We start from the raw sequence: 18672 nt of genomic DNA, 5'->3' as shown, positions 1-18672 counted from the left end.
GCGGCACGGGCGATAGCGTACCGGCCCGGCGACCGGATCCGTCACGAGCGTCGCAAGACCACAGCACGGAAATAAGCGATCAGTGCCCACACCGCGGTGAACACCAGGCCCATGATGCCCACGCCGGGGTAAATCACGAATCCGGCCACCAGCACCAGTTGCAGCGCCAGATTGGCCCAGATCGCCCAGCTGCGGCCCTGGATACCGGCGAACAGCAGCAGCACCAATGCCAGGCCGAGCAGGTACGCCAGCGAGAACGGTGTCAGACCTCCCCCGACGACGCTGACCACCGGCAGAGCCAGCAGCACCGTGATGGCTTCGAGTATCAGCGTCGCGGCCATCACGCCGCGAAAGCCTCGCCAAGGATCGGGAGCGTCTGACTGTTGGGTCATGCCGGGTCCTTCCCGAACAGAGAGCGAGCAGCGCCGGCGGTGACCACCGACCCGGTGATCACGATGCCAGCCCCGGAGGCTTCGCCCTCGGAGTCGAATTCATCGACCAGCGCCGTAGCGGTGTCGATCGCGTCCTCCAACGTTTCGGTGGTGACCACCCGGTCGTCACCGAACCACCGCGCTGCCGCCACGGTCAGCGTTTCAACGTCCAGTGCACGCGGAGAACCGTTATGGGTCACCACAATTCGGTCGAATGCCGGTTCCAGCGCCGCCAGGATGCCGTCGACGTCCTTGTCGCCCAGCACGCTGACGACACCGACCAGGTATCGGAAGTCGAAATCTTCGGCCAGGGCCTGGGCCAGCACGGCGGCTCCGGCTGGGTTGTGCGCGGCGTCGATGAACACCGTGGGCGAGCTGCGCATCCGCTCCAGCCGGCCGGGGCTGCGCACCGCGGCGAAGCCCGCCCGAACGGTGTCGACATCGAGCTGCCGGTCGGCGCCGGCCCCGAAGAACGCCTCGACCGCCGCCAGCGCCAGCACCGCATTGTGGGCCTGATGCTCGCCGTGCAGCGGCAGAAAGAGGTCGGAGTACACCCCGCCCAGGCCCTGAAGTTCCAGCACCTGCCCGCCGACCGCGAGCTGGCGGCTGCGCACCGCGAACTCCGAGTTCTCCCGTGCCACCGCCGCATCGGTGCGCACGGACTGCGCCAGCAACACCTCCATCGCCTCGGGCGCCTGGCGGGCGATCACCGCCACGGTGTCGGTCAGTTCGTCCGACGAGCGATGGATGATGCCGGCCTTCTCCGCGGCGATCCCGGCGATGTCGTCGCCGAGATAGTCGACGTGGTCGATACCGATCGGGGTGATGACGGCGACCGGAGCCTGGACGACGTTGGTGGCATCCCAGCGGCCGCCCATGCCGACTTCCACCACGGCGACATCGACCGGAGCGTCGGCGAAGGCCGCGAACGCCATCCCGGTGAGCACCTCGAACTTGCTCATCGCCGGTCCCCCATCAGCCTGCGAGGACGCGTCGACCATCTGCACGAAGGGCTCGATCTCGGCGTAGGTCTCCACATACCGGCCCGGGCTGATCGGCTGGCCGTCGATCGCAATGCGCTCGACCGCCGACTGCAGGTGCGGGCTGGTGGTGCGTCCGGTACGGCGAGAAAACGCCGTCAGCAACGCATCGATCATCCGCACCACCGAGGTCTTGCCGTTGGTGCCGGCGACGTGGATGGACGGGTAGGTGCGCTGCGGCGAACCGAGCAGCTCGAGCAGGGCGTTGATCCGGGTCAGGCTCGGTTCGATCTTGGTCTCGCCCCACCGCTGATCAAGAAGGTGCTCGACCTGCAGCAGCGCCGCAATCTCGTCCGGGGTGGGCTCTGTGGTGCCGATCGGTTGATCGGTCACGCCAGGCCTGCCAGGCGTGCCGTGATCCGCTCCACTTCGTCGCTGGCCAGCTGCTGGCGGCCCCGGATCTTGTCGACCACCGCTTCGGGCGCCTTGCCCAGGAATGCCTCATTGCCAAGCTTGGCCGAAGTGGCCTCGAGTTCCTTGCGCGCGGTGGCCAGATCCTTCTCCAGCCGCCGACGCTCGGCTTCGACGTCGACGGTGCCGGAGGTGTCCAGTTCGACGACGACGGTGCCGTGCTGCAGCCGCACCTCGACGGTGGCCGACGGCGTGAAGTCGTCCCCGGGCTCGGTCAGCCAAGCCTGGGAGGCCACCGCTGCCACCTGGGTGGCCAGGTCGGCGTCGTCGATACCGGTCAGCCGGGCCGGGACCTTCTGCCGGTCACGCAGGCCCTGGTCGCTGCGGAACCGACGCACCTCGGTCACCAACTTCTGCATGTCGGTAATCCGTTGCGCAGCAACCTGGTCGAGTGCGATGCCCGAGGACGCCGGCCAGTCCGCGATCACCAGCGACTCCGCACCGGTGAGCTCCTGCCACAGGGTTTCGGTGACGAACGGGATCACCGGGTGCAATAGCCGCAGAAGGTTGTCCAGCACCGCGGCGAGCACGGCTGTGGTGTGCGTAAGGCCCTGTCCCAGCTGGGTCTTGGCCAGCTCGACGTACCAGTCACAGAACTCGTCCCAGGCGAAGTGATACAGCGCCTCGCAGGCCCGACCGAACTCGTAGCCTTCGAACGCCGAATCCACCTCGGCACGAACCTCTTCCAACCGCCCCAGAATCCAGCGGTCCGCGTCGGTCAGCTCATCGAGCGCCGGCAGCGGCGCCGGCGAGGCGCCGTTCATCAGCGCGAACCTGGTCGCGTTGAACAGTTTGGTGACGAAGTTGCGCGACGCGCGGGCATGGTCCTCACCGATCGACAGGTCACTGCCGGGGCTGGCGCCGCGCGCCAGGGTGAACCGCAGCGCGTCGGCGCCGAACGTCTCGACCCAGTCCAGCGGGTCGATCCCGTTGCCACGCGATTTGCTCATCTTGCGGCCGTGTTCGTCGCGGATCAGGCCGTGCAGGAACACGTTGCGGAACGGAACATGGGCGTCGGGCAGCGCAGCGTCGCCACCGACGAAGGTGCCGAACATCATCATCCGGGCCACCCAGAAGAACAAGATGTCGTAGCCGGTCACCAAAACGCTGGTCGGATAGAACTTCTCCAGCTCCGGCGTGGCGTCCGGCCAGCCCATCGTGGAGAACGGCCACAACGCCGAGGAGAACCAGGTGTCCAGCACGTCGGGGTCCTGCTCCCAGCCCTGCGGCGGGGTCTCATCCGGGCCGACGCAGACCTTCTCGCCGTTGGGCCCGTGCCAGATGGGAATGCGGTGCCCCCACCACAGCTGCCGCGAGATGCACCAGTCGTGCATGTCGTCGACCCAGGCGAACCAGCGCGGCTCCAGGCTCTTCGGATGGATGACCGTGTCGCCGTCTCGGACCGCGTCACCGGCGGCCTTGGCCAACGAGGAGACGTCTACCCACCACTGCATGGACAGCCGCGGTTCGATGACTTCGCCGCTGCGCTCGGAATGCCCGACGCTGTGCAGGTAGGGCCGCTTCTCGGCGACGATGCGGCCTTGGGCGGCCAGCGCTTCGCGCACCGCGACGCGCGCCTCGAAGCGGTCCATGCCGTCGAACTGTGTTCCGGTGCCGGTGATCCGGGCGCGTTTGTCCAGGATCGTCGGCATGTCCAGCTGGTGTCGCAGACCGATCTCGAAGTCGTTGGGGTCATGGGCGGGGGTGACTTTCACCGCGCCGGTGCCGAATTCGGGGTCGACGTGGGCGTCGGCCACCACCACGATCTGACGGTCGGAGAACGGGTGCGGCAATGAACTGCCCACCAGGTCGCGGTAGCGGTCGTCGTCGGGATGCACCGCGATCGCGGTGTCACCGAGCATGGTCTCCAGTCGGGTGGTGGCCACCACGATGTGGGGTTCGGCGTCATCGAGCGAGCCGTACCGGAACGACACCAGCTCACCCTCGATGTCTTCGTACTTGACCTCGAGGTCGCTGATCGCGGTCTCCAGCACGGGCGACCAGTTGACCAGTCGTTCAGCCTGGTAGATCAGACCCGCGTCGTAGAGCCGCTTGAAGATGGTGCGGACCGCCCGCGACAGCCCCTCGTCCATGGTGAACCGTTCGCGACTCCAGTCCACACCGTCGCCGAGCCGGCGCATCTGGGCGCCGATGGTGCCGCCGGACTCCCGCTTCCAGTCCCACACCTTCTCGATGAACTGTTCGCGGCCGAAGTCTTCCTTGGTCTTACCGTCGGCGGCCAGCTGGCGTTCCACCACGCTCTGGGTGGCGATGCCGGCGTGGTCCATGCCGGGCAGCCACAACACCTCGTAGCCCTGCATCCGCTTGCGACGGGTCAACACGTCCATCAGGGTGTGGTCGAGCGCATGCCCCATGTGCAGGCTGCCGGTGACGTTCGGCGGGGGCAGCACGATCGAGTAGCCGGGCTTTTCGCTGGTGGGATCGGCGGTGAAGTAGCCGGCATCCACCCAACGCTGGTAGATCGCGTCCTCTACCGCACCCGGCTCCCATGACTTGGGCAGGTGATCGGTGTTGGCGGCGTTGGGAGTGTCAGTCACCGGTCAATTCTAGGAAGGATGGCCAGGTGATCCCCGCAGGGAGGTGTCCGAGGGAGGTGACACTGCCGAAAAGCCCCCGGATCAGGTCTGATCCGGGGGCTTTGGCTATGACTGCTGTGGGCTACTTCTTGCCGAGCAGCCCGCCGAGGATTCCGCCGATCGCCTCCCCGGTCTTGCCGCCCAGCGCGTTGCCCAGGATGCTGCCCATCGACTTGTTACCGCCACCGCCGGCTGCACCACCCAGGATGCTGCCCAGGACGTCACCGAGGCCGCCGCCGGAGGCCTGCTGCTGGGCCGGCTCGGACTTCTGGCCGGTCAGTTGCTTGCCGATGTAGGCGAGCACGATCGGCGCGATGATCGGCAGCAGCTTCTGCAGCAGGTCGTTGTTGCCCGCGCCGGCACCCGACAGCGCCGAGGCAACCTGGCTGGTGTCGTTGCCGCCGAAGATGGTGGAGATCACCTGCTGGCCTTCGGACTGGCTGGCGCCCAACGCGTTGTCCAGCAGTCCCTGGGCCGCGAAGGTGGCGGCGGTGTTGACGATGCTGTCGGCCTGACCGGGGTCTTGGGCGTTCTGGCTCAACCCGCCGACCAGCACCGGCACCAGGGTACGAATGGTGCTGTCCACTTCACCCGAGTCGGCGCCAAGCTGGTTGGCGATGTCCTGGATGGGGATCTGAGCGAAGAGATCGTCGAGGCCGGCCATGATGATTCCACCTTCGTTGCTGGGTGCTGCTTGCGGCAGCGGTCGAAAACGACATTAGCGGAAAGATCAGTGGCCGGCACCGAGCAATTTGAGCCCCGATCAGCGCAGCCGGGATACCTCTAGCGTCACTCCCGCCGCGGGCAGTCTGGTCAGCAGCACATCGCCCATCGCGGCTGCCGGGGTGAGCACACCGTAGTGGTCGGGCAGGGCGTCGCGGTCCAGCGCCAGCGCCAGGGCGCTCTCGCCCAGCAGCACCGAGGTGGCCTGGTAGCCGGGGTCGCCGCGCTGCGCCATGTCCGCCCGGTAGCGGGCTCCGCTACTGGTAGTCGTGTAGGTCTCGATGCGGTAGTAGCCGTTCTCGCGGCGGCTGCGGCTCGGGCCGGTGCCTGGTTTGGGCAACACCCGCTCCAACAGTCCATCCGGCACCAGCCGCAAGAGGTGGCCGCCGACCGCGAAGGTCACCTTGCCTATCCCGGTCGCCAGTCCAGACAGCACCGGCGCCGCGGCCGACGAGCCGACGCTCATGTGCTCGGCGTAGCGGAACCGCCGACCGTAGGCCCAGTCCAGCAGTCCGTTGCTGCGCCGCACGATGCGGGTGTTGACGGGCGCCATCGCGAAGCCGGCGGTCCAGATTCCGTCCAGTTCCGGCGCGATGTCTTGGCCCCGCCGCCAGGACAGGTCCGGCTCGGGGCCCAATCGCGGTTCGGCGGACCGATCGGAGCTGAGCGTGTGGGGATCAAACAGCTGCCGCCGGGCCTCCGGGTCGTTGGCCGCGGCGCTCAGAACCTCGATCATCGAGGCCAGCGTCCCTCCGGACACCCCGGCGGAGAAACCTCGCACAACGTAGTCGGTGTCGAGCAGGTCGCCGGTGCCGTCGTCGCGCGCCGCCCGATACAGGGCATACACGCTCATGTCCGACGGAAGGGAGTCGAATCCGCAGGCATGCACGATGCGGGCCCGGTTGTCGGCGGCCTGCTTGTGGTGTCGGTCGATGCTCTCCCGCACGAACAGCGCTTCGCCGGTGAGGTCGACGTAGTCGGTGCCCGCCGCGGCACAGGCCGCGACCAGGGGCATTCCATAACGGGTGTAGGGGCCGACGGTGGTGATCACCACTCGGGCGCGGGCCGCCATCGCGTCCAGGGTTGTGGGTTTATCGGCGTCGGCCAGCACGATCGGCCAGTCCTGAGCTGGCGATCCGAGTTCGTCGCGGACCTGGCGCAACCGCTCCGCCGAGCGGCCGGCCAACCCAATCCGGGCGGCGCCGCCGGCGCGAGCCAGGTACTGGGCGGTCAGCTTCCCTGCGAAACCGGTGGCTCCGTAGAGGATGATGTCGAGCTCGCGAGGCGTGTCAGGCACGCGTCCGACGCTACTCGCCGGCCGGATCCTGTACCGACGGCGACGGCGCCGGGCTGCTCGCCCGGCGCCGTCGTCGCTAGCGCTAGAGGGATGTTCAGCCGCGACGGCCGCACACCGGCCAGGCACCGATGCCCTGGCTGCGCAGAACGTTCTCGGCAACCCGGATCTGCTCGGCACGGCTCGCGTTGTGCGGCATGCCGCTGCCGCCGTTGGCACGCCAGGTGCCGGCGTTGAACTGCAGTCCGCCGTAGTAGCCGTTGCCGGTGTTGATCGACCAGTTGCCGCCCGACTCGCAGGCCGCGATGGCGTCCCAGTTGACGCTGTCCGCCTTGGCGGTGGCGTCGGACAGGGCGACGGCGCCGGTGATCAGGGCGCCGGCGATCGCGGCCAGGGTGAGGGGCTTGCGGACGTTCTTCAACATGCTTCCTTTCGCAGTGCGCGCTCCGAAGTGCGCCCACGGCAGTGGGCCGGCATGCCTGGTCTTCAGGCGGGAGTGTTCTTCGAGACGTGCCGTCTAGGTCAGGCACGACAGCAGGGGGCAGATCGCCCGCCGGGATGGCACCCGGCACCGCGGAGGCGTTCGAGGGGCCGCCCGCGGCCCCGCTCACACGCGGTTCCGTCGATTCAATTTGTTTGCCTTGCATTAGGGCGAGGGGAAACTTACGAAACGTTCATACGACAAGTCCAACCGCATGACGCGAATATTTCGGGCAGATAACGAAACCATCACGCCGCCGTCAAGAATGGTTATAGCAGGTCAGCGCCAGAATTGGGCGATCCGTCGACGTCACAGCACACATTGCCGAGCGTGAGTCAGATCACCAGCTTTTTGTGGGCTGGACCACTGGAAATGGCGCGATTTGACGTCGTTCCAGCGCTGGCCGCGCCGAAAATGGCCCGTTACAGGAGCCCCAGCAGCATCATCTACCCCACTCGTCGCAGGTCATCGGGCCGGGGCGGGACCAAACGCCCGTACGCAGGCGATAGATCCGCGCCGGCCGGAATCCACACGTAATTGGGCATGCACAAACGGCTTCGCGCCCCAGCCGGACTCGGCGCCCAGTGCGCCGCGAGCCTTAATCCAATTGCCTTGCGCCCCAAACGCTTCCGGCTACCGGCAGCCAGGCGATCTCGCCGCTAATTCCGCGTCACGCCAATATTTGTTGCATCTCGCGCAGATAATACGATGATTTATTTCACCATTCATGCACGTAGTTTGATGCCTTATTTACGGCCCACAATCACATTTGCTGATGCGCGACTCAGCGCAAGCCGGTGACATCATCAGGAGAGTTGAGATTGGCCAGCGGTGACGCGTCGGCCAGCACGATCCGCCGGACGTCGGCCACGTCGATCAGCGCGCCCACTCGACGTTCGCCGGCAGCGACCAAGGCATCGACGGTGTCGGCCAAGGTGGTGCGATACACCCCGGCCAGATAGTGGTCCCGGTCGGCGTGCGGCAACACGACGTCAGCAGTGACAGCAGCGACCGCATCGATCAATTCCGTTGTCAGAAAAGGCATGTCGACCGCGCAGACGAAGGCGCGTCGAGCGCCGTCCTGTGCCGCCGCTCGCAACCCCAGCCCAATAGCGGGCAACGGACCCAGCCCGGGCACTTCGTCGCGCAGCACCTGCGCAGCAAGATCGGGCAACTCCTGGCCCTGGGCAGCTACCACGAAGACGGGATCGCAGCGCTGCGCCAGCACCGAGACCAGGTGTTCCACCAGGGTCAGACCGGCGAACCGACCCGGCACGGTCAGAGTGGCCTTATCGCGGCCCATCCGACGCGATGCGCCGCCGGCCAGCACGACACCGGCCAACCGACCGGCAGTCATGGCGTCAGTCGACAGTCCAGGTGTCGCGACCACGCAGCAGCGCCTGCAGTGCGGCGGTGTCGTTGGCGGTCGACTGCCGGGCCTCGGCAACCTGCGCGCGCGCCAGGTCGTCGTAGGTGGGCTTGCTGACCTTGCGGAAAATACCCATCGGGAAGTGCGACAGGTCCTGTTCGGAGAGCCGCGACAGTGCGAAGGCGTACGAGGAGTCGGCCTGGGTGGCGTCGTGCACCACGATCTGGTCGGCCGCGACATCGGCCGTCTTGGCGACCTCCAGCCCGAAGCCGGACCTGATGACGCAGTACTCGTCCTCGGCGCCGAACACGACCCGCTCGCCGTGGCGGACGTTGATGATGCGGTTCTCCGCACCGTCCTTACGCAGCAGGTCGAAAGACCCGTCGTTGAACACCGGGCAGTCCTGCAGGATCTCCACCAGCGCCGAACCGCGGTGCTCCATGGCACCTTGAAGGACCTCGGTGAGGCCCTTGCGGTCGGAATCCAGGGCACGCCCGACGAACGTCGCCTCGGCACCGATCGCCAGCGAGATCGGGTTGAACGGGTTGTCCAGCGAACCGTAGGGCGTCGACTTGGTGACCTTGCCGGTCTCCGACGTCGGCGAGTACTGGCCCTTGGTCAGTCCGTAGATCCGGTTGTTGAACAGCAGGATGGTGATGTTGACGTTGCGTCGCAGCGTGTGGATCAGGTGGTTGCCGCCGATCGACAGCGCGTCGCCGTCACCGGTGATCAGGAAGACCTTCAAGTCTTCGCGGGCGGTTGCCAGCCCGGTAGCGAACGTCGGGCCACGGCCGTGGATCGAGTGCACGCCGTAGGTGTTCATGTAGTACGGGAAGCGGCTCGAGCAGCCGATCCCGCTGACGAACACCACGTTCTCCCGCCGTACCCCCAGCTCGGGCAGGAAGTTGCGGACGGAGTTGAGGATGGCGTAGTCGCCACAGCCCGGGCACCAGCGCACCTCCTGGTCGGAGGTGAAGTCCTTGGACTTCTGCGGCTCGTCGGTGGTGGGGACCCCGCTCAACGCGGTCAGTCCCAGATCGGTTCCGACAAGCGAGCCGACAGCTTCGGTGGTGGTCATGAGTTCGCTCCTGCTGTACCCGCAATGGTGACCGCCGCGGCCCTGGCCAGCGACGCCTTCTCATTCTCCCGGTCGGCCAGCGTGCCGGCCAATGCGTCGTCGATGATTCCCTCGACCTCGTCGGCCAGGAACGCCTGGCCGGTCACCTTGGTCACCGACTGGATGTCGACCAGGTAGCGGCCGCGCAGCAGCAGCGCCAACTGGCCCAGGTTCATCTCCGGCAGCACCACCTTGGGGTAGCGCCGCAGCACCTCACCCAGGTTGGCCGGCAGCGGGTTGAGGTTGCGCAGGTGCGCCTGCGCAACCTTGACGCCGCCACGCCGGACCCGCCGACAGGCCTCGGCGATCGGGCCGTAGGAACTGCCCCAGCCCAGCATCAGCAGCTCGGCGTCCCCGGAGGGGTCGTCGACCACCAGGTCCGGAACCTCGATGCCGTCGATCTTGGCCTGACGCAGCCGAACCATCAGATCGTGGTTGGCCGGCTCGTAGGAGATCGCCCCGGAGCCGTTGGCCTTCTCCAGGCCACCGATCCGGTGCTCCAGGCCCGGCGTGCCGGGGATGGCGAACTGCCGGGCCAGGGTCTCCGGGTCGCGCGCGTACGGCGCGAAGTCCTCGCCGGCCTTGGCGAAGTTCTGGTCGATCGGCGCCATAGCGGCAACGTCCGGGATACGCCACGGCTCCGAACCGTTGGCGATCGCGCCGTCGGAGAGCAGCACCACCGGGGTGCGGTAGGTCACCGCGATCCGGACGGCCTCGATGGCCGCGTCGAAGCAGTCCGACGGCGTGCACGGCGCCAGCACCGCCACCGGGGACTCACCGTTGCGTCCGTAGAGCGCCTGCATCAGGTCGGCCTGCTCGGTCTTGGTGGGCAGACCGGTGGATGGGCCACCGCGCTGGACGTTGATCAGCAGCAGCGGCAGCTCGGTCATGACGGCCAGGCCCAGCGCCTCGGCCTTGAGAGCCAAGCCGGGACCGGAGGTGCTGGTGACGCCCAGCGCGCCGCCGTAGGAGGCGCCGATCGCCGCACCGATGCCGGCGATCTCGTCTTCGGCCTGGAAGGTCAGCACGTTGAAGTTCTTGTACTTCGACAGCTCGTGCAGGATGTCCGAGGCCGGGGTGATCGGGTAAGTCCCCAGCACCACCTGGGTGTCGGCCAGCTGACCGGCGACGACCACGCCGTAGGCCATCGCGGTGTTGCCCGAGATCTGGCGGTACTCGCCCGCCGGCAGCTTGGCCGGTGCGATCTCGTAGGTGGTGCCGAACGCCTCGGTGGTCTCGCCGTAGTTCCAGCCCGCCTTCAGCGCCAGGACGTTGGCGTCGGCCACGTCGGGCTTCTTGGCGAACTTCTCCTTGATGAAGCGCTCGCTGCTCTCCAGCTCCCGGCCGTACATCCAGGACAGCAGGCCGAGGGCGAACATGTTCTTGGCCCGGGCACCGTCCTTCTTGGTCGCGCCGATCGCCTCGACCGCACCCAGGGTCAGGGAGGTCATCGCGACCGGAACGACGACGTAGTCGGAGAGTTCCTCGGTCTCCAGCGGGTTGGCCTCGTAGCCGATCTTGGCCAGGTTGCGCTTGGTGAACTCGTCGGAGTTGACGATCACCATGCCGCCACGCGGCAGGTCGCCGATGTTGGCCTTCAGCGCCGCCGGGTTCATCGCCACCAACACGTCGGGGCGGTCACCGGCGGTCAGGATGTCGAAGTCGGCGATCTGGATCTGGAACGACGAGACACCGGGCAGGGTGCCCTGAGGTGCGCGGATCTCGGCCGGATAGTTCGGCTGGGTGGCCAGGTCGTTGCCGAACAGGGCCGCCTCAGAGGTGAAGCGATCGCCGGTGAGCTGCATACCGTCGCCGGAGTCACCGGCGAAACGAATGACGACCTTCTCGAGTTTTTGGCGCCCGGGTGCCGACCCGACTCCGTTACCACTCGGCCCCACGGCCCCGCCTTCCATCACTGTCCACCCGGGCCCGCGCAACACGGCTGGCGCACCCACAAGTTTTTCTGTCACTGGCAGTACCGATTATTGCACCGCTCTTATAGACCATACGACGCCACACCGTGTCGAAATTCGGGTTACTCAGTGTTAAATGTCGATGTCACACCGGGGTTAGCGGTCAACTTGAGCCGGAAATGTGGTTTTCATCACGTTCGCTCGCACGCCAACTCTAAGAGAAGTTCGGTACTGGCGAGTAACTTTGCGCGGCGACGAGCGCCGCCCCCGGATCAGGCGCTCTTGTCGCGACGCTCGCCGCGGGATGCCTTGCGCGGCACGATGGTCGGCAACACGTTGTCCTGCACCGTTTCCTTGGTCACGACGACCTTGGCGACATCGTTGCGGCTCGGGATGTCGTACATGACCGGCAGCAGGACTTCTTCCATGATCGCCCGCAGACCGCGCGCGCCGGTGCCGCGGTGGATGGCCTGATCCGCGATGGCCTCCAGGGCGTCCGGGCTGAACTCCAGCTCCACCCCGTCCATCTCGAACAGCCGGGTGTACTGCTTGACCAGAGCGTTCTTCGGCTCCGACAAGATCTTGACCAACGACTCCATGTCCAGGTTGGTCACCGAGGCCACCACCGGCAACCGGCCGATGAATTCCGGGATCAATCCGAACTTGATCAGGTCCTCGGGCATGACCTCGGCGAAGTGGTCGGTGGTGTCGATCTCCGCCTTGGACCGGACCTCGGCACCAAAACCCAAGCCTCGCTTGCCAACCCGATCCGAAACGATCTTCTCCAGTCCGGCGAAAGCCCCGGCCACGATGAACAGCACATTGGTGGTGTCGATCTGGATGAACTCCTGGTGCGGGTGCTTGCGGCCACCCTGCGGGGGAACCGAGGCCTGGGTGCCCTCCAGGATCTTCAGCAACGCCTGCTGCACGCCCTCGCCGGAAACGTCGCGGGTGATCGACGGGTTCTCGCTCTTGCGGGCGATCTTGTCGACCTCGTCGATGTAGACGATGCCGGTCTCGGCGCGCTTGACGTCATAGTCGGCCGCTTGAATCAGCTTGAGCAGAATGTTCTCGACGTCCTCACCGACGTAGCCCGCTTCGGTCAGCGCGGTGGCGTCGGCGATCGCGAACGGCACGTTGAGCATCTTGGCCAGGGTCTGGGCCAGGTAGGTCTTGCCGCAGCCGGTGGGCCCGAGCATCAAGATGTTGGACTTGGTCAGCTCAACCGGCTCACCGGAGCGGGAATCCCGGCTCTTCTCGCCGGCCTGGATCCGCTTGTAGTGGTTGTAGACCGCCACCGCCAGGGTGCGCTTGGCCGTGTCCTGGCCGATGACGTAGCCCTCCAGGAATTCGCGGATCTCCGCGGGCTTGGGCAGTTCATCGAGCTTGACGTCGTCGGCGTCGGCCAGCTCTTCTTCGATGATCTCGTTGCACAGGTCGATGCACTCGTCGCAGATGTAGACGCCCGGACCCGCGATGAGCTTCTTAACCTGCTTCTGGCTCTTACCGCAGAACGAACATTTCAGCAGGTCCCCGCCGTCTCCAATGCGCGCCATAGTGCGTTAGGACCTACTTCCTGTTCGCCGTCTGTCGTCGGGGTGCCGGTGTCTGCTCCGACGCTACCCGTTCATTCCGGTGCGAGGCGACCGATAAGGCCGAATCGCGTCGTTGGTATTCATCAGGGCCCATCTGCCTGCTCCAAGAACATATCGTCCAAGGCGCCGCGCCCGGTGTGTGACGCGCTGGCGTGGCGTGAGCGTTTCGGGGGCGTTACCCGGCCGTGAGACAGGCAGAGCCTTCCAGCCCTACAGTGGCCAACGTGGGGTTCGCCGTGCCCGACGATACCGTCCTCGTCGCCGATGGGGGGCTGGCCACGGAACTGGAGGCCCGCGGGGCCGACCTGTCCGACCCGCTGTGGTCTGCCCGGTTGCTCGTCGAGCACCCCGAAGAGATTGCGGCCGTTCACGCCGCCTTCTTCGCCGCAGGCGCCCAGATCGCGACCACCGCCAGCTATCAGGCGAGCTTCGACGGGTTCGCCACCCGCGGGATCGACCGACGCACGGCCGACGGGCTTTTGCGCCGCAGCGTGGGCCTGGCCCGCAACGCCGGCGGCGACGTGCCTGGTCGCTGGGTGGCCGCGTCGGTCGGCCCGTACGGCGCCGCCCGCGCCGACGGCTCGGAATACGTTGGGCGCTACGGTCTTTCGATCGCGCAGTTGTCGTCTTGGCACCGACCGCGGCTGGAGGTGCTGGCCGGTGCCGGCGCCGATCTGCTCGCGCTGGAGACCGTGCCGGACCTCGACGAGGCGGCGGCCCTGGTGGGTCTGGTCCAGGAGGCGAACGTGCCGGCGTGGCTCAGCTACACGATTGACGGCACGGCGACCCGCGCCGGGCAGCCACTCGCCGAAGCGTTCGCGGTGGCCGCCGGGGTGCCGCAGATCGTCGCCGTGGGAGTGAACTGCTGTGTGCCGGACGACGTCCTACCGGCGATCGAGATTGCCGCCGAGGTCACCGGCAAGCCGGTGGTTGCCTACCCCAACAGCGGCGAGCACTGGAGCTCTGGAGGGTGGAACGGGCCGGTGCGCTTCTCCCCCGCGCTGGTGCCGCAGTGGGTTGCCGCGGGCGCACGCATCGTGGGCGGTTGCTGCCGGGTCAGCCCGGCAGATATCAGCGAGCTGGCCGCCGCAGTCTCCCGCTAAAACGGCGAACGTGCACTCAGCGCGAAAATCCGGCCGGAAATTCGCGCTGAGTGCACGTTCGGTGTGGAGAAAACTAGGCGGTCTGCGCCGACAGCTTCCGATACTCCAGCACGGTGTCGATGATCCCGTACTCCTTGGCCTCGGCCGCGGTCAGGATCTTGTCGCGGTCGGTGTCCTTGCGGACCACCTCGGGGTCCTTGCCGGTGTGGCGAGCCAGAGTGGACTCCATCAGGGTCCGCATCCGCTCGATCTCAGCGGCCTGGATCTCCAGGTCGGAGAACTGACCCTGGATCACGCCGGACAGCGACGGCTGGTGGATCAGCACCCGGGCGTTGGGCAGCGCCATCCGCTTGCCCGGCGTACCCGCCGCCAGCAACACCGCCGCGGCCGACGCGGCCTGACCCAGGCACACGGTCTGGATGTCGGCCCGCACGTACTGCATGGTGTCGTAGATCGCCATCAGCGAGGTGAAGGAACCACCCGGGGAGTTGATGTACATGGTGATGTCGCGGTCCGGGTCCAGCGACTCCAGGACCAGCAGCTGGGCCATGATGTCGTTGGCCGAGGCGTCGTCGACCTGGACGCCCAGGAAGATGATCCGCTCCTCGAACAGCTTGTTGTACGGATTGGACTCCTTGACGCCCCAGCTGGAGTGCTCCACGAACGACGGCAGGATGTAGCGCGCCTGCGGCGCGATGGCTCGCAAGGTTTCGGGGTTCATGATGCATCTCCGTTGACGTGGGCGCGGGTGATGATGTGGTCGACGAAGCCGTATTCCAGCGCTTCGGCGGCGGTGAACCAGCGGTCGCGGTCGGAGTCGGCCTCGATGCGCTCGATGGACTGGCCGGTGAACTCGGCGTTGAGCCGGAACATCTCCTTCTTGATGACCGCGAACTGCTCGGCCTGGATGGCGATGTCGGCGGCGCTGCCGGTCACCCCACCCAACGGCTGGTGCATCAGGATCCGGGCGTGCGGCAAGGCGTAGCGCTTGCCCTTGGTGCCCGCCGCGAGCAGGAACTCGCCCATCGAGGCGGCCATGCCCATCGCGTAGGTGGCCACGTCACACGGTGCCAGCACCATCGTGTCGTAGATCGCCATCCCCGCGCTGATCGAACCGCCCGGGGAGTTGATGTAGAGCGAGATGTCCTTGGTCGGGTCTTCGGCGGCCAACAACAGGATCTGGGCGCACAGCCGGTTGGCGATGTCGTCGTCCACCTGCGACCCCAGGAAGATGATGCGTTCTCGCAGTAGCCGCTCGTATACCGAGTCGACGAGATTCAGTCCGGGCTGGCTCACAGTGGGATACCTGCTTTCTCGAGATTCATATGCACCGACCCTAACCAACCGGCGCGGCTGAAGTAGGTCCGAACCGGCTTCGTTCGCTTACAGCGTCACTCGTCGGTGGCGGCCTCGGCCTCGACCGCTTCGTCGGCGGTGGCCAAAGCCTCGGCGGCCGCGTCGGCGGCTTCGTTCGCCTCGTCGGATTCGGCGCCGAAGAACTCAGCGGTGTCGATCTCGTTGCCCGCGGTGTCGCTGACTGCGGCGGCACGCACCGCTGCCGCCAACGCCATGCCGCGACGCACGTCAGCGAAGACTGCCGGCAGCTGGTTGTTCTGCTGCAGGAACTGAACCAGCTGCTGCGGCGGAAGGCCGTACTGACGTGCCATCAGCACCAGGTGCTGGGTGAGGTCGTTCTGCCCCACCTGGATCTCCAGCTTGTCGCCGAGCGCGTCGAGCAGCAGCTGGGTCTTCACCGACTTCTCGGCCTCACTGCGGGTCTCGGCGTCGAACTCGGCCCGCGAGGAGCCCTTCTCGGCCAGCGACTCGGCGAACTTGTTCTCGTCGTGGTCCAGACCGTGCAGGGCGTTGTGCAGGGCGTTGTCGATGTGCGCCTGCACCACGGCCTCGGGCAGCGGCATCTCGACCTGCTCGACCAGGGTCTCCAGCGTCGCCTCGCGGACCTTCTCGGCCTGCTGGATGCGCTTGGTCCGGCTCACCTGCTCGACGAGGTTCTCGCGCAGTTCGCCGATGGTGTCGTATTCGCTGGCCAGCTGCGCGAATTCGTCGTCGGCCTCGGGCAGCTCGCGCTCCTTGACGGACTGAACCGTGACCGTGACCTCGGCGTCCTTACCGGCCTGCGGGCCGGCGGCCAGCTTGGTGGTGAAGGACTTGCTCTCACCGGCGGACAGCCCCACGATGGCGTCGTCGAGGCCCTCGATGAGCTGACCCGATCCGACCTCGTGCGACAGCCCCTCTGTGGCAGCCCCTTCAACGGTTTCCCCATCGACGGTGGCGTCCAGGTCGATCGAGACGAAGTCGCCCTTCGCGGCCGGGCGCTCGACACCGGTCAGGGTGCCGAACCGGGCGCGCAGCGCGTCGAGCTGGGTGTCGACCTCATCGTCGTTGACCTCGATGGGGTCCACGGTGATCTTGAGCTGCTCCAGGTCGGGCAGGGCGATGTCCGGGCGCACGTCGACCTCGGCGGTGAAGGCGATCTGCTCACCGTCGTCGAGCTTGGTGACCTCGATGTCGGGCTGGCCCAGCGGCTTGAGGTCCGACGTCGTGACTGCCTCGCTGTAGCGACTCGGCAGCGCCTCGTTGACCACCTGCTGCAACACTGCGGCACGACCGAAACGAGCCTCGATGAGCTTGGCCGGAGCCTTACCCGGCCGGAAGCCCGGCAACCGCACCTGCTTGGCCAGCTCCTTGTAGGTCCGCTCGAAGTCCGGCTGAAGCTCGGTGAACGGCACCTCAACGTTGATGCGAACCCGGGTCGGGGTCAGCTGCTCGACGGTGCTCTTCACGGGTGTACTCCTCGATATCGTTGACGTGGTCGGTCGTGCCGGTGCGGCGCGCGCTGCTGGTCGGGGTGACAGGATTTGAACCTGCGGCCTTCCGCTCCCAAAGCGGATGCGCTACCAAGCTGCGCTACACCCCGCACTGACCAGGCGATCCTACGGCCCGGCATATCGGTGATCACAATGACCTGCTGCCAACGCCCCACGAAGGCACCGCGACGGGGCAATTGGATTTCGGGTCCGCCACGCCGGTACAGTCTCGCTCTAGCTATTCATGCGGGCGTAGCTCAATGGTAGAGCCCTAGTCTTCCAAACTAGCTACGCGGGTTCGATTCCCGTCGCCCGCTCTGCAAGGACCAGCGTGGAGTCCGTCGACCTGCGGTTCGACGGACTCCCGCAACGGTCTTACCTCATAACCAGCGCCAGGTCACCGGCGCCGCCGGACCGGGTGCCGGGCCTGCTGTACTCACGCGACGCCGCGGACTTATCCTTCCAAGCAAGCTACGCGGGTTCGATCGCCCCGTCACCCCCGTGTAAGGGGATATTCCCTAGCAGGAAGGCACGCCATGGGCGGCACACGGCACGTCCAAATTCATGGGACGTGCTCCCCGCGCTTTGAGAAGGTGCGGCACGAGTTCGAACGCAACTTCACCGAGCGCGACGAACTCGGCGCAGCCGTCGCGGCCTATGTCGACGGCGAACTCGTGGTCAATCTGTGGGCCGGCTCCGTCGACGTCGAGGGCCAGCGGCCTTGGCAGGAAGACACCCTGAGCACCGTGCTGTCCGGCAGCAAGGGCCTGACCAGCACCTGCGTTCATCGGCTCGCTGAAGCCGGCGAACTGGACCTGCGGATCCCGGTGGCCCACTACTGGCCGGAGTTCGGCCAGGCCGGCAAGGGCGACATCTCCCTGGCGATGGTGCTGGCGCACCGTTCCGGGGCGATCGGCCCGCGCGAACCGATGCACTGGCGCGACGTCACCGACTGGGACCTGGTCTGCCAGCGGCTGGCCGCCGCCGAACCGTGGTGGCGTCCGGGCACCGCGCAGGGCTATCACATGACGACCTACGGCTTCATCATCGGCGAAGTCGTCCGGCGGGTGACCGGATTGACCGTGAGCCAGTACCTGCGCACCGAGGTCGCCGGCCCGCTCGGCGCCGAGGTGCACATCGGGGTGCCCGCCGACCAACAGCCGTACCGCTGCGCCGATCCGGTGGGCAAGCCCACGATCCGGGAGATGTTGTCCTCGGCCGGCGCGCCGAAACGCCCGACTTCGCTGGACGACCACCCCAAGGCGGGACTGGCGGTCGCGATGGGGTTCGCCCCCGACGACGAGATCGCCACCAACGACCTGACCCTCTGGCGCCAACTGGAGTTCCCCGGAACCAACGCTCAGGTCTCCGCCCTGGGCATGGCCACCTTCTACAACGCACTGGTGCAGGAGAAGCTGCTCAGCCGGGCAACGATGGACCGCCTGCGCGTGCTGCAGGGCGGCACCGAGACCGATCTGGTGCTCGGCCCCCGAGTCGCCGAACACGGATGGGGCATGGGCTACATGCTCAACGCCCAGGGGGTCAATGGGCCCAACCGGCGGATCTTCGGTCACGGCGGCCTGGGCGGATCGTTCGCGTTCGCCGATCTGGAGCACCGGATCGGCTACGGCTATGTGATGAACCGGTTCGACCACACCCAGGCCAATGCCGACCCGCGCAGCGTGGTGTTGTCCAATGAGATCTACCGGGCGCTCGGGGTGGCACTTAGGCCCCGCCGCGAGACGGTGTACGACGACTGAGCCACAGCCC

The 18672-nt window shown here is 66.9% G+C and carries 14 protein-coding genes, 2 tRNA genes and 1 pseudogene; 3 read left to right on the top strand and 14 right to left on the bottom strand.

Annotation, left to right across the window (positions count from 1 at the left end):
• Positions 1-41: 41 nt before the first annotated feature.
• From ACJH71_RS13450 to clpX, 10 genes and pseudogenes are all read right to left on the bottom strand, one after another.
• Entirely contained in the window at positions 42-392 is a 351-nt protein-coding gene (locus tag ACJH71_RS13450; RefSeq protein ID WP_406758508.1) for a DUF4233 domain-containing protein, read from the bottom strand.
• Positions 389-1804, bottom strand: coding sequence for a bifunctional tetrahydrofolate synthase/dihydrofolate synthase (gene folC / locus ACJH71_RS13445; RefSeq protein WP_406758507.1), 1416 nt, complete (start codon positions 1802-1804; stop codon positions 389-391). Before folC ends, ACJH71_RS13450 begins: the two co-directional genes overlap by 4 nt.
• Positions 1801-4440, bottom strand: a complete 2640-nt coding sequence (locus ACJH71_RS13440) for a valine--tRNA ligase (protein ID WP_406758506.1) — start codon at positions 4438-4440, stop codon at positions 1801-1803. Before ACJH71_RS13440 ends, folC begins: the two co-directional genes overlap by 4 nt.
• A 121-nt stretch (positions 4441-4561) precedes the next feature.
• Positions 4562-5143 (bottom strand): DUF937 domain-containing protein, encoded by a 582-nt coding sequence (locus ACJH71_RS13435; RefSeq protein WP_406758505.1) that lies wholly within the window; start codon positions 5141-5143, stop codon positions 4562-4564.
• Positions 5144-5242: 99 nt separating this feature from the next.
• Positions 5243-6499, bottom strand: coding sequence for a saccharopine dehydrogenase family protein (locus ACJH71_RS13430; protein ID WP_406758504.1), 1257 nt, complete (start codon positions 6497-6499; stop codon positions 5243-5245).
• 94 nt (positions 6500-6593) lie between these two features.
• Positions 6594-6827 (bottom strand): annotated as a pseudogene (locus tag ACJH71_RS13425) (transglycosylase family protein); the annotation flags it as partial.
• A gap of 934 nt (positions 6828-7761) precedes the next feature.
• Positions 7762-8334, bottom strand: a complete 573-nt coding sequence (mobA, locus tag ACJH71_RS13420) for a molybdenum cofactor guanylyltransferase (protein ID WP_406758503.1) — start codon at positions 8332-8334, stop codon at positions 7762-7764.
• A gap of 4 nt (positions 8335-8338) precedes the next feature.
• Positions 8339-9424 carry a 2-oxoacid:ferredoxin oxidoreductase subunit beta gene (locus ACJH71_RS13415; protein ID WP_406758502.1) on the bottom strand — a complete coding sequence of 362 codons (1086 nt, stop codon included), beginning with the start codon at positions 9422-9424 and terminating at the stop codon, positions 8339-8341.
• Positions 9421-11361: a 2-oxoacid:acceptor oxidoreductase subunit alpha gene (locus ACJH71_RS13410; RefSeq protein ID WP_406758634.1), complete on the bottom strand. Its 1941-nt coding sequence runs from the start codon at positions 11359-11361 to the stop codon at positions 9421-9423. Before ACJH71_RS13410 ends, ACJH71_RS13415 begins: the two co-directional genes overlap by 4 nt.
• Before the next feature lie 287 nt (positions 11362-11648).
• Complete coding sequence (clpX, locus tag ACJH71_RS13405; protein ID WP_406758501.1) at positions 11649-12932, bottom strand: ATP-dependent Clp protease ATP-binding subunit ClpX; 1284 nt, start codon at positions 12930-12932, stop codon at positions 11649-11651.
• A 263-nt stretch (positions 12933-13195) separates the two neighbouring features.
• On the opposite strand from clpX, the gene mmuM reads away from it, so the two are divergent.
• Entirely contained in the window at positions 13196-14074 is an 879-nt protein-coding gene (mmuM, locus tag ACJH71_RS13400; protein ID WP_406758500.1) for a homocysteine S-methyltransferase, read from the top strand.
• 73 nt (positions 14075-14147) lie between these two features.
• Here the strand turns inward: mmuM and clpP2 are convergent, their stop codons facing one another.
• From clpP2 to ACJH71_RS13380, 4 genes are all read right to left on the bottom strand, one after another.
• On the bottom strand, positions 14148-14795 hold the full coding sequence (clpP2, locus tag ACJH71_RS13395) for an ATP-dependent CLP protease proteolytic subunit ClpP2 (RefSeq protein ID WP_406758499.1): 648 nt from the start codon (positions 14793-14795) through the stop codon (positions 14148-14150).
• Positions 14792-15370, bottom strand: a complete 579-nt coding sequence (gene clpP1 / locus ACJH71_RS13390; RefSeq protein WP_406758498.1) for an ATP-dependent CLP protease proteolytic subunit ClpP1 — start codon at positions 15368-15370, stop codon at positions 14792-14794. Before clpP1 ends, clpP2 begins: the two co-directional genes overlap by 4 nt.
• 95 nt (positions 15371-15465) lie before the next feature.
• Complete coding sequence (gene tig, locus ACJH71_RS13385) at positions 15466-16878, bottom strand: trigger factor (protein ID WP_406758497.1); 1413 nt, start codon at positions 16876-16878, stop codon at positions 15466-15468.
• A gap of 57 nt (positions 16879-16935) precedes the next feature.
• Positions 16936-17012 (bottom strand) — tRNA-Pro (locus ACJH71_RS13380).
• Between the two features lie 136 nt (positions 17013-17148).
• Between ACJH71_RS13380 and ACJH71_RS13375 the strand changes: the two genes are divergently transcribed.
• Both ACJH71_RS13375 and ACJH71_RS13370 read left to right on the top strand, forming a co-directional pair.
• A tRNA-Gly gene (locus ACJH71_RS13375) sits at positions 17149-17219 on the top strand.
• A gap of 219 nt (positions 17220-17438) precedes the next feature.
• Positions 17439-18662 carry a serine hydrolase domain-containing protein gene (locus ACJH71_RS13370; RefSeq protein ID WP_406758496.1) on the top strand — a complete coding sequence of 408 codons (1224 nt, stop codon included), beginning with the start codon at positions 17439-17441 and terminating at the stop codon, positions 18660-18662.
• Positions 18663-18672 lie beyond the last annotated feature (10 nt).

The organism is Mycobacterium sp. SMC-15 (assembly GCF_045310925.1).
Classification (GTDB): domain Bacteria; phylum Actinomycetota; class Actinomycetes; order Mycobacteriales; family Mycobacteriaceae; genus Mycobacterium.
The sequence above is the reverse complement of the archived record's forward strand: the minus strand, read 5'-3'. Positions and strand labels throughout refer to the sequence as shown.

What these genes read in the sequence shown, in the direction of transcription:
- ACJH71_RS13450 (WP_406758508.1), bottom strand. Translation starts at nt 392, where the DNA reads ATGACCCAACAGTCAGACGCTCCCGATCCTTGGCGAGGCTTTCGCGGC.
- ACJH71_RS13435 (WP_406758505.1), bottom strand. Translation starts at nt 5,143, where the DNA reads ATGGCCGGCCTCGACGATCTCTTCGCTCAGATCCCCATCCAGGACATC.
- mobA (WP_406758503.1), bottom strand. Translation starts at nt 8,334, where the DNA reads ATGACTGCCGGTCGGTTGGCCGGTGTCGTGCTGGCCGGCGGCGCATCG.
- ACJH71_RS13415 (WP_406758502.1), bottom strand. Translation starts at nt 9,424, where the DNA reads ATGACCACCACCGAAGCTGTCGGCTCGCTTGTCGGAACCGATCTGGGA.
- clpX (WP_406758501.1), bottom strand. Translation starts at nt 12,932, where the DNA reads ATGGCGCGCATTGGAGACGGCGGGGACCTGCTGAAATGTTCGTTCTGC.
- clpP2 (WP_406758499.1), bottom strand. Translation starts at nt 14,795, where the DNA reads ATGAACCCCGAAACCTTGCGAGCCATCGCGCCGCAGGCGCGCTACATC.
- ACJH71_RS13370 (WP_406758496.1), top strand. Translation starts at nt 17,439, where the DNA reads ATGGGCGGCACACGGCACGTCCAAATTCATGGGACGTGCTCCCCGCGC.